17 protein-coding genes and 1 pseudogene are annotated in these 15876 nt (G+C 53.3%); 11 read left to right on the top strand and 7 right to left on the bottom strand.

Annotated features, from left to right (window positions below; translation table 11 throughout):
• The first annotated feature begins 108 nt into the window (after window positions 1-108).
• Complete coding sequence (locus tag Q7W83_RS11810) at window positions 109-681, top strand: cytochrome b (protein WP_150636237.1); 573 nt, start codon at window positions 109-111, stop codon at window positions 679-681.
• Here the strand turns inward: Q7W83_RS11810 and Q7W83_RS11805 are convergent.
• Both Q7W83_RS11805 and Q7W83_RS11800 read right to left on the bottom strand, forming a co-directional pair.
• On the bottom strand, window positions 662-1771 hold the full coding sequence (locus tag Q7W83_RS11805) for a DNA alkylation repair protein (RefSeq protein WP_473656118.1): 1110 nt from the start codon (window positions 1769-1771) through the stop codon (window positions 662-664). The genes Q7W83_RS11810 and Q7W83_RS11805 overlap by 20 nt on opposite strands.
• A 173-nt stretch (window positions 1772-1944) precedes the next feature.
• The gene (locus Q7W83_RS11800; protein ID WP_473656117.1) at window positions 1945-3753 is read right to left on the bottom strand and encodes a monovalent cation:proton antiporter-2 (CPA2) family protein; all 1809 of its coding nucleotides are present in this window, start codon (window positions 3751-3753) and stop codon (window positions 1945-1947) included.
• Window positions 3754-3939: 186 nt separating this feature from the next.
• On the opposite strand from Q7W83_RS11800, the gene Q7W83_RS11795 reads away from it, so the two are divergent.
• Together Q7W83_RS11795 and Q7W83_RS11790 are read left to right on the top strand one after the other, a co-directional pair.
• Window positions 3940-4245 carry an RcnB family protein gene (locus Q7W83_RS11795; RefSeq protein WP_473656116.1) on the top strand — a complete coding sequence of 102 codons (306 nt, stop codon included), beginning with the start codon at window positions 3940-3942 and terminating at the stop codon, window positions 4243-4245.
• 100 nt (window positions 4246-4345) lie between these two features.
• A complete protein-coding gene (locus Q7W83_RS11790) occupies window positions 4346-4810 on the top strand; it encodes a hypothetical protein (protein ID WP_473656115.1) in 465 nt (154 codons plus the stop codon).
• A gap of 6 nt (window positions 4811-4816) precedes the next feature.
• Here the strand turns inward: Q7W83_RS11790 and Q7W83_RS11785 are convergent, their stop codons facing one another.
• From Q7W83_RS11785 to Q7W83_RS11775, 3 genes are all read right to left on the bottom strand, one after another.
• The gene (locus Q7W83_RS11785) at window positions 4817-5890 is read right to left on the bottom strand and encodes a sensor domain-containing diguanylate cyclase (RefSeq protein ID WP_150630463.1); all 1074 of its coding nucleotides are present in this window, start codon (window positions 5888-5890) and stop codon (window positions 4817-4819) included.
• 84 nt (window positions 5891-5974) lie between these two features.
• Complete coding sequence (locus tag Q7W83_RS11780; protein ID WP_150630464.1) at window positions 5975-6298, bottom strand: protealysin inhibitor emfourin; 324 nt, start codon at window positions 6296-6298, stop codon at window positions 5975-5977.
• Window positions 6295-7356, bottom strand: coding sequence for a M4 family metallopeptidase (locus tag Q7W83_RS11775; RefSeq protein ID WP_150630465.1), 1062 nt, complete (start codon window positions 7354-7356; stop codon window positions 6295-6297). The genes Q7W83_RS11780 and Q7W83_RS11775 overlap by 4 nt, the downstream gene beginning before the upstream one ends.
• Window positions 7357-7498: 142 nt before the next feature.
• On the opposite strand from Q7W83_RS11775, the pseudogene Q7W83_RS11770 reads away from it, so the two are divergent.
• Together Q7W83_RS11770 and Q7W83_RS11765 are read left to right on the top strand one after the other, a co-directional pair.
• Window positions 7499-7687: pseudogene (locus Q7W83_RS11770) on the top strand (FKBP-type peptidyl-prolyl cis-trans isomerase); the annotation flags it as partial.
• Between the two features lie 54 nt (window positions 7688-7741).
• Window positions 7742-9310 (top strand): recombinase family protein, encoded by a 1569-nt coding sequence (locus tag Q7W83_RS11765; protein ID WP_473656114.1) that lies wholly within the window; start codon window positions 7742-7744, stop codon window positions 9308-9310.
• A 142-nt stretch (window positions 9311-9452) separates the two neighbouring features.
• Here Q7W83_RS11765 and Q7W83_RS11760 read toward each other — a convergent pair whose 3' ends face one another.
• Window positions 9453-10121 (bottom strand): hypothetical protein, encoded by a 669-nt coding sequence (locus tag Q7W83_RS11760; protein WP_473656113.1) that lies wholly within the window; start codon window positions 10119-10121, stop codon window positions 9453-9455.
• 545 nt (window positions 10122-10666) lie between these two features.
• Here Q7W83_RS11760 and Q7W83_RS11755 point away from each other — a divergent pair.
• The 5 genes from Q7W83_RS11755 to Q7W83_RS11735 are packed head-to-tail and all read left to right on the top strand — an operon-like array spanning window position 10667 to window position 12992.
• Entirely contained in the window at window positions 10667-11011 is a 345-nt protein-coding gene (locus Q7W83_RS11755) for a hypothetical protein (protein ID WP_473656112.1), read from the top strand.
• A 1-nt stretch (window position 11012) separates the two neighbouring features.
• Window positions 11013-11390 (top strand): hypothetical protein, encoded by a 378-nt coding sequence (locus Q7W83_RS11750; RefSeq protein WP_473656111.1) that lies wholly within the window; start codon window positions 11013-11015, stop codon window positions 11388-11390.
• 56 nt (window positions 11391-11446) lie between these two features.
• Window positions 11447-11722, top strand: a complete 276-nt coding sequence (locus Q7W83_RS11745) for a hypothetical protein (RefSeq protein ID WP_473656110.1) — start codon at window positions 11447-11449, stop codon at window positions 11720-11722.
• 56 nt (window positions 11723-11778) lie between these two features.
• Window positions 11779-12267 (top strand): hypothetical protein, encoded by a 489-nt coding sequence (locus Q7W83_RS11740; protein ID WP_473656109.1) that lies wholly within the window; start codon window positions 11779-11781, stop codon window positions 12265-12267.
• A 38-nt stretch (window positions 12268-12305) separates the two neighbouring features.
• Window positions 12306-12992, top strand: a complete 687-nt coding sequence (locus Q7W83_RS11735) for a hypothetical protein (RefSeq protein WP_473656108.1) — start codon at window positions 12306-12308, stop codon at window positions 12990-12992.
• 303 nt (window positions 12993-13295) lie between these two features.
• On the opposite strand, the gene Q7W83_RS11730 is transcribed toward Q7W83_RS11735, so the two are convergent.
• Window positions 13296-13994: a recombinase family protein gene (locus Q7W83_RS11730; RefSeq protein WP_473656107.1), complete on the bottom strand. Its 699-nt coding sequence runs from the start codon at window positions 13992-13994 to the stop codon at window positions 13296-13298.
• Window positions 13995-15217: 1223 nt separating this feature from the next.
• Here Q7W83_RS11730 and Q7W83_RS11725 point away from each other — a divergent pair.
• Window positions 15218-15787, top strand: coding sequence for a hypothetical protein (locus Q7W83_RS11725; protein WP_473656106.1), 570 nt, complete (start codon window positions 15218-15220; stop codon window positions 15785-15787).
• Window positions 15788-15876: the final 89 nt, after the last annotated feature.

Raw genomic sequence — 15876 nt, 5'->3', positions numbered from 1 at the left:
ATTGTCTTAAGACTGGGCGGGCAAGGTGGCGCCCGTCGGTTCGGTCACGCACCGGATCCGGGCTGCGCGAATGAGTCGGCAGCCGGTTACGACTTCATGAGGCCCTTTATGACCCGCGATTCAACCGCCCCGCGCTATGGACAACTCTCGATCATCTTGCACTGGCTGATGCTGGCGCTGTTTGTAGGCGTGTATGCCTGCATCGAAATCAAAGGTTTGTTGCCCAAGGGCCACGAACTGAAGGGATTGTTTCTCGGCCTGCACGGCGTGTTCGGCCTGAGCATATTTGTGTTGGTGTGGCTGCGGTTGCTCGGGCGTTTGACGCCGCGACCGCCGATTAGCCCGGCGCTGCCCCATTGGCAGACCGGCCTGTCGCACCTGATGCACCTGGCGTTGTATGGGCTGATGATCGCCACGCCGCTCCTGGCGTGGTTGATGCTGTCGGCAGGCGGCAAGCCGATGCCCTGGTTCGGCTTCTACCTGCCGTCACTGGTAGCGGTCGATCCGGACCTGGCCAAGCAATTCAAGTACTGGCACGAGCTGCTCGGCAGCAGCGGCTACTGGCTGATCGGGTTGCACGCGGCGGCGGGGTTGTTCCATCACTACTGGGTCCGCGACAACACCCTGACACGCATGTTGCCCGGCAGGACCGGCAATGGGCTCAATCAGCGTCAGCGGTAATCTCGAAGGCGGTACTGGCCAGGCGTTCACCGTTCACCAGCACGTGCACTGCATGCGTGCCTGCGTAGTGCTTGCGGGTGGTGAGCGCCTTGATGTGCTGACCACGGGCGATGCGCTCGCAGGCCTTGCCGGGCAACGTCAGCGCCTTAAGTTTGAATACTTTCGCCGACGTGCTGCCGTTGGCCTTGACGTAATCGATGGCGTAGTCGATCACCAGTCGCTGACTGTCCTCGACCGTGGATTTAACACTGAAGGACAAGGTGATTTTCTCCCCAAGGGTAATCACCGCCGGTTCGACCTTCACCTCAATGATCTCGACCTCAGGCTTGCCGCCCGCGCCGATGATCGCCAGCGCCCGCTGGTTGCCCTGTTTGATCAGGCTGCGCAGTGCATGTCGGGCGATCCACGCGGTATGCCAGTTCTCCAGCGACCAGCTTTCGATCAGGTCCAGTACCCACTCGGGGTGGTCCTTGGTGATGTCGTTGAGGTGGTTGGCCACCGACTTGCGCACGTAAAGACTGTCGTCCGCCTTGAGATTGTCGAGGATCGTGGCGGCGAGGCTCGGGTCAGCCTGGATCTGCTCCAGGCGAAATGACCACGGCAGGCGCGGGCGACAGCCTTCGCTGGCAAGGCGCCGGACATGTTCATTTTTATCCAGCGACCAATCGTGCATCACGGCCAGCGTGCGTTTGAGCTCAGTGCGCAGGAAATAGCGGATCGCGAATTCAGCGGAGCCGAAGGTGGTGAAGTATTTGAGCGCCGCCATGGACGGCTCGAAAGCATGGGCGCCATAGGTCGCGACGTAATGAGGCAGCGAGATGCTGACGAAACCGCTGTTCAGGCGCGGGGCGAGGGCGCGCAGTACCTCCAGCGACTCTTCAAAACTCAACGGCAGCACCGCGTGCAGAGATTCGCTGACCCGGGCCATGCGCTGCATGATCGACAACTCGGCCAGACCGTAGTTGGCCCGTTTCAAGAACGCCCTGGCGTTGAAGTCGGGGTAGACCGCGGTCATCTCCGTGGCGATGTGCTTGAGGCGCTCGGCGTTGAAGATTTCCTTGAGGGCGGGAGAAGGTTGATCGGTAGCCATTGTGGATTCCTTTGAAATCGTTATTTATCCAGATACACCTCGTCATCGTTCATCGCGGGCAAGCCCGCTCCCACAATAATTCGGGGGGACTCCGATTTTGTGTATACCCACGAACCCTATGGGAGCGGGCTTGGTCGGGGCGGCGTTCCGACGATGAGGCCCTCAAGTTCACCTCAACGCTTACTGGATTCTTCTTCAAGCTGATCCGACTCAAACAGCTTCGCCAGTTCCGCCCTGGCTTCCTGCGCGGTCTGCAACACCTTCGCCGCATCGTCATACACCGCATGCTGCGCTTCCAGCACTTGTTCGTCGTGATGCTTGAAACGCTTGATCCGTGCATCGGCCTGCGCCTGGGTCAGCCCCAGCCCGACCAGCGTGCGCCGGCTCATTTCCAGGCTCGAATAATAGGTTTCCCGAATCGCCTCGGCCCCCAGGTCCACCAACCGGTGCACATGCTGACGGTTTCGGGCGCGGGCGATGATCTTGATGTGCGGGTACAGCCTGTGCACCACCTCGGCGGTCTTGATGTTGGTGTCCGGGTCATCGGTGGCGATGATGAAGTATTCCGCCTGCTCGACCTTGGCTGCGCTGAGGATTTCCGGGCGCATCGGGTCGCCGTAGAACACCGGTACGCCGCCAAAGCTGCGCGACAGCTCGATGGTTTCCACCGAGGTGTCGAGGGCGACGAACTTGATGTTCTGCGCACGCAGAATACGGGCGACGATCTGCCCCATCCGGCCCATGCCGGCGATCACTACGCGGGGTTCGTCGGTGTCGATCTCGCGGAATTTCTCCGGCACCACCACCGGCTGCACCTTCGGGCTGACCAATCGTGCGCAGATCAGCAACAACAGCGGCGTCACCGCCATGGACAGGGTGATCGTCAGCACCAGCAAATCGTACAGGCGCGGCTCGAACAAACCCTGATCGCGGCCAATCTTGAACACCACAAACGCAAACTCACCGCCCGCCGCCAGTACGATGCCGAGGCGAATCGCACTGACTTTGCCCAAGCCACCGGCCAGTCGCCCCACGACAAACAGCAGCGGCAACTTGATGGCGATCAGCAGCAGCGTCAGGCCCAGTACCGTGATCGGTGCGCTGAGCAGCAGACTGAGATTCGCGCCCATGCCGACGCTGATAAAAAACAACCCGAGCAGCAAGCCTTTGAACGGTTCGATCTGCGCTTCCAGTTCGTGGCGATACTCGGAATCCGCCAGCAGCAAACCGGCGAGGAACGCGCCAAGCGCCATGGACACGCCGACCAGATCCATCAACCACGCGGTGCCGATCACCACCAGCAACGCGGTGGCGGTGGAAACCTCCGGCAGACCGGTCCGGGCTACCACGCGGAACACCGGGCGCAGCAGATAACGTCCGCCGATCACCACCACGGCGATGCTGCCCAACACCCGCAAACCGTGGTTCACGTCCTCGGCAGCACTGCTGGTGTGATCGCCGCCCGCCAGCAGCGGCACCATGGCGATCAGCGGGATCGCCGCGATGTCCTGGAACAGCAGAATCGCGAACGCGAGCCGTCCATGAGGACTGGTCAGCTCCTTGCGCTCGGCCAGGCTTTGCAGGCCGAAAGCCGTGGAGGACAGCGCCAGGCCGAGCCCCAGCACAATCGCGCTGTTCAGCGGCTGGCCAAACACGGACAGCGCCACCACGCCAATCACCGATCCGGTCAGCAGCACCTGCGCCAGACCGACACCGAACACCGCTTTGCGCATCACCCACAAGCGTCGTGGTGACAGTTCAAGGCCGATGATGAAGAGCAGCAACACCACGCCAAGTTCGGAAATATGACTGACGCTTTGTGGGTTACCGATCAGGCCCAGTACCGACGGCCCGATAATCACGCCGGCAAACAGATAGCCCAGCACCGCCCCCAGTTGCAGGCGCTTGGCCAGAGGAACGGTGAGCACCGCCGCGAACAGAAACACGACAGCGGCTTGCAACAGGTTGCCTTCATGGGGCATGGCGAAACTCCAGAACTCGGTACGGCGGGGGGCACAAGGATAAAGGCTGTGACGGCAGGCGTCAGCCTGACCCGCAATGATTGTATGAAGGGCGCGTCGTTGCGTATGCCACGCGCAATCATAAGGAATGTTTCCGTGCCGTCGCAGTCGGAGTTCAGGTACCACGACATCACTGGAGGTTCACCCATGAACAGCAAGACCCTTATCGCCAGCCTTGCCCTCGTCGCAGGCATCGCCGGTATCAGCCCGATCATTCAAGCCGATGAACCGCAAAAAACCGTGCAGCCCGGCGTCAACAACACCCGCGAACTGGTGGTCGGCGACCGCGCCCCGGATGTTTACCAGCGCAGCGAGAAGGCCATCGGCAACTGGAAGGCGAAGGGCCTGAAAGCCCCGAAAGAACAGGCGCAGTGGGTGCAAATCAATGGCAAGTACATGATGGTGATGATCACCAACGGGACGATCATGGATATCACGCCGGTGGAGCGATAGGCCGCCAGCAACAATTGGCCATGGACGGTTGATTGAAATTGTCCTGGCTTGCGGTAAAGCTCCACGGCGATTCTGTTGACTGGACGTCAGGAGCGACTCGTTGGAAAAGAAACCCCTTTATCGCAAGGTCAATACCCGTACATGGGGTGTGCGGAGCAACGACTACTCAGGCGAGTATCGTCACCAGCGGCATACAAAAGCCGAAATCACTAGCGATGCGTTACGAAGTTCAATGCATGGAACCCGTCAGCACGGCCGCGATTACACGCCGCTGTTCAGGTTTCTGCTGTCCAGAGTGGGTGAACGTTGGGATGACGTTTTCAGCGAAGCGGTTGCTCGACTTGATCGACCAGAGCCGATTTTCTGGATGGTTGCTTTGCGCGAAAGTGAGCAGAAGGAATTCGTGAGGACAGATGAAGCCAGCTACTTCAGTGGTTTGTTCGTTGATGATCAGGGTTTGCTTGCGTCAGTAGCACCTGAGTTGACCGCCGAGAACATGCCGACGTTTTGCCGATGCTGCACCCACAGTTTCAACGGCGTTGCCTATGGCCAACGTAAAGACTGAACTGTTTCATTCAACCCGACTATGGCTCAACCCTTGCTCACCCAACCGGTACTGATTGTTCCCGCTGCGTTTAGCCGCATACATCGCCAGGTCGGCAATATGAATCAATCGGTCCATGCTCGGCGCATGGTCCGGGAACACCGCGACGCCCAGGCTGGTGCCGATGTGGCGCTGGTCGTTGCCGATGGTCACCGGCGGCGAGAGTTCGACGAAAATTTTCTGGCAGATACGCCGGGCTTCGTCTTGCAGGCTGCCACCTTGAGGCAGGCCCTGGAGGATGACCACGAATTCGTCGCCGCCGATGCGGGCGACGGTGTCGGTTGCGCGCAGGATCTTCTTCAGGCGCGTGGCGGTGGTGACGAGGACGCGGTCACCGGCGGCATGGCCGTAATGGTCGTTGATGGCCTTGAAACCATTGAGGTCGACGAACACCAGGGCTACTCGCGTGGCAGTGATTCGCGCCTGCTCAAGTGCTTGGGACAGGCGTTCTTCGAGCACCAATCGATTGGGCAGGCCGGTCAACGGGTCGAAGTGGGCCAGGTGCTGCAAGTAACTGGCGGACGCTTTTTCCTCGGTGATGTCACGGACCACGCCCATCATTTTGATCGTTTCATCGTGATCGTTCTTCACCACGTTGCCGGTCTCGCGTAGCCAGCGAATGGTGCCGTCGGGCCAGATCACCCGGTATTCCTCGTCATGATTCTCGCCGGTTTCCAGGCAACGCAGCTCACCGGCCCGCACCCTGACCCGGTCGTCGGGGTGCACGCAGGCGCAAAACAAGGCGTAGGAGGGCGTTACTTCGCCGATCTTGAAGCCGAACATGCCGTAAATCGCCTCGGACCAGTAGAGGCGATCGGTGTCGACATCCCAGTCCCAGGTGCCGATCCTGGCGAAATACTGGCTGCGTTTGAAGCGTTCGGCGTCGCCATCCTGGTGGATGGTTTGCCGTTCGGACAGGTTGGTAATCAGCGCACGATACTCGGCCAACTGCTTTCGGTGCGAGCGTTCGCGGCAGATCAGCAGGATGATCAGGGCAACTACCAATGAGCCGAGGGCTGCGCTGGTCCAGACAACATTCATTCAGGGTTTGCCATCATGGCGTGCCATCATCAAGAAAAGGTGTGCTTATGTTAGTTCACACGCTTGCTCAATTGCACGGTCCCCCTAAAGAAGTACACCTTTGTCCCACAACTGCACCAGTTCCCCCGGGGCCTGATCCTCGGGGACATTCAGCACCCATCCACCGTCCTGATCATTGAGGCTCAGGCGCACTTCGATTTGATAGAAGCGTTGATCGCCCTGACCGCAAGACTCCCGGGCCAGTGGCAGGCAACCCTCCAGCAACGTGCCGATACGCGCGCGCTGATCGATATCGCATTGCGCGAATTCGATTTCGCGAGGACGGGTGAGGGCGTGAACAGCCGCGAAACCGCCCTGGCGAGAGAGTCGCACCACGGTATCATCGCCCAGTGTCGGCAGCGTTTTCATGAACCCTCCTGCGTCAGTTTGACCCCCACCTCGGCCCACCCGTGTGCTACCGCCCGCGCCTCATCGGCACCGAAGCGGTGGGCGTGGGCGAGGGTCAGTTGCGCGAACTGCTCGAACGACGCTTCGCCGCCCAAACGTTTGTCGCACAGCGTGTCGTACCAGATGCGCCCGGCCTTCTCCCACGCAAACCCGCCCAAGGTTTCGGCCACCAGATAAAACGCTCGATTGGGGATGCCGGAATTGATGTGCACGCCGCCATTGTCTTCCCTGGTGATGACGAATTTGCGCATGTGCTCCGGTTGTGGGTCCTTGCCCAGCAGCGGGTCGTCGTAAGCCGTGCCCGGATGAGCCATCGACCGCAAGCCGATGCCCTTGATGCGAGGCGTCAGCAAGTCAGCACCAATCAACCAGTCCGCCTCTGCTGCCGTCTGGCCGAGCACATATTGCTTGATCAGCACGCCGAAAACGTCCGAAATCGATTCATTCAATGCCCCCGACTGGTTGGCGTAGACCAGGCCGGCTTCGCTTTCGATCACGCCGTGTGTCAACTCGTGCCCGATGACATCCAGCGAGCGGGTGAAGCGCTCGAAGATCTCGCCGTCGCCGTCCCCGAAGACCATTTGCGCGCCATTCCAAAAGGCATTTTCGTAATCCTGGCCGTAATGCACGCTGCCGATCAGCGCAAAACCCTGATTGTCGATGGAGTCGCGGCCCAGCACTTTCCAGAAAAAATCATGACTGGCGCCCATTGCATCGTAAGCCTCATCCACCGCAGGATCGCCCGTCGCTGGCTGGCCCTCAAGGCGTGCAGGCATTCCCGGCAGCAGCATTTTGCCTTGCGCATCATGAATGCTGCGCTGGAGCTGGCCGGGTTGAACCGAGGGGGGCAGGATCGCCGCCGCAGCAGAAGGCACCGGTGAGCCCGGCGTGTGCCGAAGTGTGCGCACGTGTGTCAGCGTGAGCATCGCGCTGGAGCGTTGATGCTCGGACCCGTGGGCGATGATTCGATTGAGAATGTAGGGCGGAATGAAACTGCGCAGTGATCCTGGGTCGGTCATCAGAGCATCCTTTCCTGAGCACGAAGTCGATACTCATGTGAGTGGGTGCAGAGGGTTCAGTTCCATGGATTGCCTTCGGCGCCGAATTCTGCGAAAACCTCCGTCCGCGCCCCGGACCGGGCGACCGTAAACGAGTAGAAGCATGAACGACGAACTGCAAATCATCGATATCGAGCCGGGCAACGGCAAAGCCGCCGTCAAAGGTGCACTGATCACCACCCAGTATCGTGGCTGGCTGGAAGACGGTACCGAATTCGATTCTTCCTACAGCCGAGGCAAGCCTTTCCAGTGTGTGATTGGCACGGGTAGGGTTATCAAGGGTTGGGAGCAGCATTTTCATATGTGACACTGAAGGCTGTTATGCTGTGCAGCCTCAGGAGAGCACATGAAACAGGCAATCTCGTATGTACGCTTTTCCAGCTTCCGGCAACACGGCGGCAGCTCCCTAGAACGCCAGCAGGCCATGATTGCGGAGTGGTTGGGTAGGAATCTCGACTACCAGATCAGCTTGCTTAAATTCGAAGACTTGGCGAAGTCTGGCTATCACGGCGACCATGCTAAAGAAGGTGGCGGCTTCGGTAAGCTACTAGATGCTGTCAAGGCTGGGGTCATCAAAGACGGCGACGTTGTATTGGTGGAAGCCATCGACCGAACAGGCCGGATGGACACCGTAGACATGCTTCGTTTGCTCACGCCGATTCTATCCGCTGGCGTATCGATCATCACCCTTGATGACGGCAATGAGTACAACAGAGCTAGCGTGAACGGCTCGCACATCTATATGTTGATGGCGAAAATACAGGCGGCGAATCAGTATTCTGAAACCCTGTCACGTCGAGTCACGGCTTCGTACCGGATACGAGAAGAGAAGGCGAGAGCTGGCGAGCAGGTGAAGCGAATGACGCCTACTTGGCTCACCACTGAAGGCATGGTCATTGAGCGAATAGCCAAGCACGTTAAGACAGTATTCGAGCTGTACACCGCTGGCGTTGGTAAGGCCACCATTGCCGTTCGCATGCGTGCGACAGGAGAGCCAGAGCTAGCCAAATGCTCAGGACCAACCATTGAAAGCTGGTTGCGAAATCCGACTGTTCTTGGCTACTGGAATGACATTCCTAACGCTTACCCGGCAATCATCGAGCCTGACCTTTTTCTTCGTGCCCAACAGCGTGGAAAGGATGCAAAAACAACACGGCCTGTGAAGACCGCGAAGCACCTGCTCGTGGGGTTAGTGAAGTGTGGTCACTGTGGTGGCAACTACATCATGCAAAGCAAGGATGGACGTCCGCATAGCATGCGTTGCTTGAACAGGCAGAGGCTAAAGGAGGCTGGCTGTGTGAATGCTCGCACCATGCCTAAACCAGTGCTTGACCATATCCGCGTTGCTACTTCATTGAGAGCGATTGAGGCAGCGTTTCAGCGGCAACAGTTGACGGTAAACCAGAAACGAGTACTGGTGATCCAGAGTGAGCTGGAGGCCGTCGCACAGAAGATCAGTGACCTTGCCACGGCCATTCAAACTGTTGGCTTGATACCTGAAGTTATGAGTCAGCTTGAGGCTCGCAAGGTTGAACGTGAGGCTCTGCAAGCGGAGTTGGTAGTGATGGAGCGGACAGAGAGCCCTGTTGACACCATGGGAGCTGTGTCAATTGAAAACAACATGCTTGAAGACGATCCGATAAAGCTGAATGCGTTGCTTCGGGGGGTGGGCTACAACATCACTGTCTATGCTGATGGATTGATGACTGTGAATGCACCTGATGAAGTCTACCCTTGGTTATACAAGAGTGTTGATCGTGCCACTAAGCAGTATCAAGTAGAACACTTAGGCGAAATTCGAAAGATCACCACCCAGACACTCGCGGAAAAGGATCGTGTTAAACCAACGGTTGCGTTCGACAGCTTGCCGCCATTGCTTCAACTGATTCGTAGGCAGAACACGCGGCAGCCCTGAAGGGATGTCTCGCAATACTAGCGGAATGGTGTCAGTTAAAAAGGGGCTCTAGGCCACGTTCCGTGTGGCTTGTAGCGTTTCCGTACGGATTAGTTCCTATCCTACCGGCAGAGTAGAAACTTTTTACTGTAACTGGTGGTGATTAGCTCTCAGGCGTTGCAGCTTTTGCTTTCTGCTCTGCCAGTTCCGCATTCCTTTCGCGGCGAGCTTGTACAAACTCCTTACCCTTCAATGTCAGACACGGTGTGCCTGAATTTGAATCGTAACTTGAAGATGAAGATGAAGATATGCTAGCTGAAGTCACAAACTCAACAAAGCCTTTCTTGGCCAGATGATCCAAAGCTATTTCAAGCTGTAATGGTTTAAAACCAGTGCCAGTCCCTAAAACCAAACCTAGAGAAGCTAGGCTCCTTGGTAAACCGCTTCCTACTAAATTTGCAATGTTCATCAAAATCATAATCTGCTGGCGGCTTAAATCATCAGGATCTGGGTTGCGAAGTTTGTCGACTACTCGCTCTGCTTCGTCTAAAGCAGTGTAGGCAGCATCGGCTGTCCGGTAAAAGTAGATTGCGGCACACAGCGTGCCGACTAAAGCCAAGTTAAGCATCAGCAGCGACCAATTTGGCATCGGCGTATCTAACAGAGCCAAATCCCAACCAGCTTGAAGCCAGCCTTGCATTGCCTTCAGGAAAGTAGTGTCGAAGTAATAGCCCAGAATGGTTGGAATCAGCCACGTCGTGAAGACAAGGCCCAATCCAGACAAAGCGATATTCTTAAAAGTGAACGGGGACTTCTTGCCTTCCGTTGCCATGCTGCGTGTCTCCAGTGTGGGAAACCAATCTTACCAGCATTGCACGGGAAAAGTGGCACTCTGGCATTAGCAGGGATGGGATAGGGTTTGAGATAGGCAGGAAGGTGCCTAAGTGGCTGTAGGAGACGCTTAAAGCACGAATGCAAGCAAGCACAGCAATAACTAACTATCGCCGCTCAGATCGCAGCGTAGGAGCTTGTAGCAAAAGAGCGAAGAGGGGGAAGCTGGTATGCGGGAAAGCGTGAGCTTTGAGAGTGATACCTTGTGAGCTAGTAACCCTATAATTAATAAGAGAATATTATTATATAATTTATTCAGTAATACCATTAGAGAGGTAATACTATTTAAATAGGAAATATTATCAACAACACCCATAAGAGCTTTAGGGTACTCAGAAAATCTCTTTTGTCAAGATAGTGTTAAAAAATATCTCATCCTGTGCTTGAGCTGGCTTTCAGTCCTCTCCTAGCTGGTAGGTGTGTTGACTGGAATATAAGTCTAGTGAGAGTGTGTAACCTGTACAGTCTCTGCACAGGAGCTTCACAATGTCTGACACAAAACAAGGCAAACGCTACACACCAGAAGACCGGGAAGCGTTGATTGCTGAATACAACCTCTCAGGCGCTGCAATGACTGCGTTCTGTAAGCAGCCGGGTAAACCATCCTATCAAGTGTTCAAAGGCTGGCTTGAAGGTAATGCACCGAGAGCAGCAGGCTCTAAGCCTTCTAGTGCATCGTCCCGTACTGGCCTGACACTGCGTCAAGAGTTTGAGGCTACTCAAGATGCTGCTTATCTAGCCTTCCTGAAAACGAAAGCATCTGACTTGCGTACTCAACTTTCAGTGTTGGAAGGCGAGATTCAGAAGCTTGAAGCTGCTCAGGCTGAATGACATGGAATGGCTTATTGGCATTGCCCTAGCCGCTGGTGCTTGGTGGCTCTACAGCAAGAATTCAGGGGATACAAACCTGAAGCGTGTGAGAGCCATCAACTACATGCTTGAGCGTTATGCTGCTGGGATTCAAGGGGCTAACGCTGCTGAGTATGCAAAGGCTATACAGCTCACCGTAGCACTGAAGACAGGCATCCATGCACTAACGAACAATGAATCATTCATGATTGACGACACTGTTCTGTCCATCTTCAAACAGCTTTCAGAAAACGACACTGTTATCTATTCGCTCTTGAAGGGTAGCCCTGATAAAATCACTGAGTTCAAATACGCTTTCAGAGATTGCCATGAGCGCCTTCAGCTACTGAAGAATGGCTAGCCAGCAACGAAGCACAGAGCCCGCATGAGCGGGCTTTTCTATGGAGTGGAGCAATCGTGAAAGACTTTCTGTTCAGGCGTCCTGACTGGTTCAAGCATGAGGGGTATTGGCGACTGGCTCAGGTGTTCAGGATCGGGCCAACGGTATTTGGTCTGGTGATGACTGTATTGATGGCCTACCTTGCAATATTCGAATTCCAAAGTTGGCGTTACTTCCAATATGTCTATGCGTGGGTTGGCGGCACTATTGCTTATCTCGTATCTATTCACTTTCTAATACGAATGATCGTGTGGATTGTTGATGGTTTCAAGAGTAGCGGGAAACCAGCTTAAAGCGATGGAATACCCAAAGCCCGCCTAGACGCGGGCTTTTCTATGGAGTGGATATTATGGAAGGTTTGCAAGTTACAGCGATTGTGAGTGTGGTTGGTGGCGTTGTTGGCTTTATTGCACTAACCGTAGCATGGTCACAGATGAGAATAGCCAGTGCAAAAACGAAGCTTGATCTCTACAACAAAAGGTTCAATGTTTACCTAGCAGCGCTTGAATTCTACCACTACGCATATTCAGACTCTCGAAAAGACATAAGAGAGAAAGCTAACAAGCTGACGCAGGCTTATAGAGAATCAAAGTTTCTTTTTGATGTGAAAGACGGACTATATGAGACTTTAGGGCAGATTCAGAAGAAAAGTGGGGTTATTGTTGCCTATGAGAACGCCAAGCTAAACCCTGATCCAGTTGGTCGAACTGCTGGGCCTGCGTTGTCAGAAAAATATGCAGATGCTTTATTGGGTATGGAGAAAGATTTATTAACCCTCGAGGATCAGCTTAGGAAATACATCAGCTTTCACAATGAGAGGGGGTGGACGGTACTTTGATGCTATGACTTTTCACTACCAGTAATGCGGAGTACTTTATGGCTTGGTTAAACTTTGATTTGGATTTCCCCGGCGTTGATATTGCATATGAAATGTCTCTCATGAAAGAGTACCTGAGCCATATGGAGGCTGGTATTGAGAACTCCAAAGCTCAGTACATAGCTAGAGAGGAAGCGACGTATGCCGATTCTGAGTACTACGAGCGTTCTCACATTTATTTTGTGGCGGAGTACGGTCTTGCAAGATTTGTTCGGCAACCGTTTGTTGTCTCGATTTACTCCCTATACGAATCAGCCTTCAACAGATTGATGGAGTATGCACAGAAGAAGGAGGGGCGAAAGCTATCGCACAAAGATATCTCAAACAGCTCAAATTCTTACGCGTCGAAAGTAAACAAATACGTTGAGCATGTTTTGAATTTCGAATACAAGTTGACCTCTCAAGAGATGGGTAGATTGAAAGTATTGGCTGAAATACGCAACCTTATAGCACATGGGAATGGTGGTATAAGTTCGTTACCAAAAGAAAAGATAGACATGCTAAGAGAGCTTGAGGGGAAGAAAATAGGGGTGGCTGTTGAGTTTAGTGAGTTGAGAATTGAGCATGTATTTCTAGTTGAAAATTTTGAGCTTGTAACAAAAGTTCTGCAAAGGCTAATTAATTATATGACCAAGCGTTATGATAACAAGTGCCACCTACCTATCGTTCTGCCAAGTGATCAGTGAAGTTTTCTTGATATCTCCCTACCAAATTCCAAAATCCGAATTTTCAGAGTTTACACTTCGACAGCGTTTCAGAGATTCAAACCAGAAAAATAAGCTAGGGGTCAATCCAAACCATTTCCCAAAATTTCTGAAATTTTTATGGATACTTTCGCAGAGAGGGGGGTGGGTCATTCTGAAAACGGTCGTTTGGCGTTAGCTACTTAACACAACGTACAGGCGGCAATGAGAATCTCTCTCAATTTGAGAATAACCCTGAGCCGCCCTCAGAGCCTCTAGGAACGGCACTAGCTCAGAAACGCTCTCTCATGCAGCATCAACGTTTAAACGCTTCAGAACTCGACTCACCTGTGTTGCTGACCACTCACCGCCATTAGCTGTGAATACTTTCCTTTCGTTCATGAAGACTGCGATGTCATTCAGCGATGAGCAGCCCTTGGACTGAGCAAGGGCAATGGTGGCTTCCACTTCAATGGCAAAGGCGTTGGCCTTGCTGGTACGTGCTGCACGAGCTGTAGACAGAGCTACGTCCTTCGAGCCTTGAGGCTTCACAGCAGAACGGTTAGCGATCTTCTGAATACTCACTTCACATCCAGCCGTAGCACGATCCTTGAGGGCTTGTAGAGCCTCCTTGGTACGCTGAGAAATGAAAGCTCGTTCCTGTTCTGCCAATGCAGCAAACAAGTGGAGTTGGAAGTTATCAGCCTGTGGCATTGTCGCCACCTTGAGAGATACACGTTTCATCAAGGATGCGATGTGTTCAACGTCACGAGACAGACGGTCCAGCTTAGCCACTACGACAGGCAAGCCATGAGCCAGTGCCTTAGAGCATTCAGGACGCTCTAGGGGAGCTATAGAGCCGCTGACAGTCTCAATGTACTCAGCTACCACTTCCCAATCATGAGCCTTACAGGCTGTCTCTACATAAGCTTTCTGAGCTTCAAGACCTAGACCACTCTCACCTTGAGCACGAGTAGAAACACGGTAGTAGGCTACAAGCTTCATGGTGGGCTGATCCTTCATGACGTTGTGTGTGAAATCATTGTACATGATGTCATAACACATTGCGACGGACGTCTACACAATGTCATGAAGAGAGCGTTTCACACGCTCATCCAGAGTCTATGCACAGTGTCAACACTCTTAGTTTCATGCGGAGCATGCCCTATCCGCACTCAATCGTGCGAATCATGTCAGTGGAAATACGCTACAGACCACGTGACACAAGGGTTTGAGCGATATTGCGGGGATTAGAATCTCCCCTAGATGGCGAGTGAATATTTATGCTTCCAGCACTCTACACACTCAAATGTCAATATGCGTGCCAGATGTGAGGATTACACACTAAACACACACATAATTTTTCTCTATTGAATGTACAATTTTGATAGTGCGAGTCAGATCGCAAATTGAAGGCATTCATCCGGGGATGTGAAAGGGGAGTTGACGTGTAACAACTACCATTTGTCGGATGTGTGAGACTCCGCTTGACCTATGCGAGTCGGGTTGATCCTTCATACATCTTTTTGAGTAATATTGAAAAATGTGTTGACTGTGAGAAAAGCACTTGCTTAACAGAAGAGCGTAGGGAGCCAGCAGAAGAGAGAGTGAAAAGGGGTGTGAGCGGTATTACATGCATTTACAGTTAGTCAGTGGTGTTAGTAGTTGTCCCGCAAATGTCATATTACAACCCTTGTGGAGTCTGATATTGACACTACTATACATCCCGTATTGTAGGATTTAGTCACTCACAAGGTTGTTCTATGAAACCTACGGTTTCGAGCTAGATAAACCATAGTTGTTATCAGGTTGTTAGCGTCTGTTTCAGTCATTGAGAAGGGCTATATTGTGTCGTTGCCGACACAGAGGGAATACCTCCAGACTTGCAGTCAGCTAGGACAATCCTCCTAGAGCTGATGGATGGATTAATGAATCCATCAGCAACCTACTCAAAAGGAAACACCTCAAGAGGGATGCTCTCAAAAGAGATACTCTCAAGGCTCACGCCTTACCGTGCTAAACCTTGAACGTAGTTCAGAGGGGATCAGGCTGTAAGCTGTCGCTTACCATGTGAAATATGTCAGTCGAAAACACCCTCTAGCCCTTACGGGCTTTGGCTCTCAGCACTTCAGAGCGGATTACTTCGTACCCTAGAGGGAGAGGGTGATTCTTTGCGTGGTGATCGATATACTCAGCTCAAAATACGGGCAGGATCGGGGAAGTAGGGAATGAGCGGTAAGTTCTGGAAAATCACCGGGGCACTGATATTAGCAGTGTTCACAGTGGCTTTAGACAAGTATTGGGATACGGCTTTCATCCAAGGAATTGCCAAAGGGATATTAAATCTGCCGGACTTCATGGTGGCACCTGTAGGTGTCCCGTTTTGGATTGTGATTGTAGTTGTGTTGGTGTTGGCGGTAGTTGTCTTCAAATTTGTCGTTAGTGCAACCGAAAGGAAGTTAGAGTTAACGCGGCCTGTACGTAAGCAGTCTGATATAGCGGCATCACTTTTATTGCACCCTGTCACTAATGAGCAGAAAAAGATTTTAGCATTCCTTGCATATGCTGCTAACACTCAGGCACAGGTGTTGACGAAAACTATGCTTGAGACGATGGATTTAAATAGACTGGTTTTTGATCATGCACTGAATCAACTGCTGCTAAACAGTCTTATCGAGCTGAAGAGGCGCGAAGATGGTAATGTGATTGAACTAACTCCACAAGGGAAGGAGTATGTTATCAATAACAAAATCCCAATCGAGCGGGGAGCATGGATGCACGCATATAGGTCGAGCTGATACCGCTACTACATTGTGGATGTTCATACAATAAAGCCCCGACCATCATGTAGATGTCGGGGCTCTTTTGTATCAGACAGGGACAGGAT

It is taken from the genome of Pseudomonas sp. 300 (assembly GCF_055803035.1).
The sequence above is the reverse complement of the archived record's forward strand: the minus strand, read 5'-3'. Positions and strand labels throughout refer to the sequence as shown.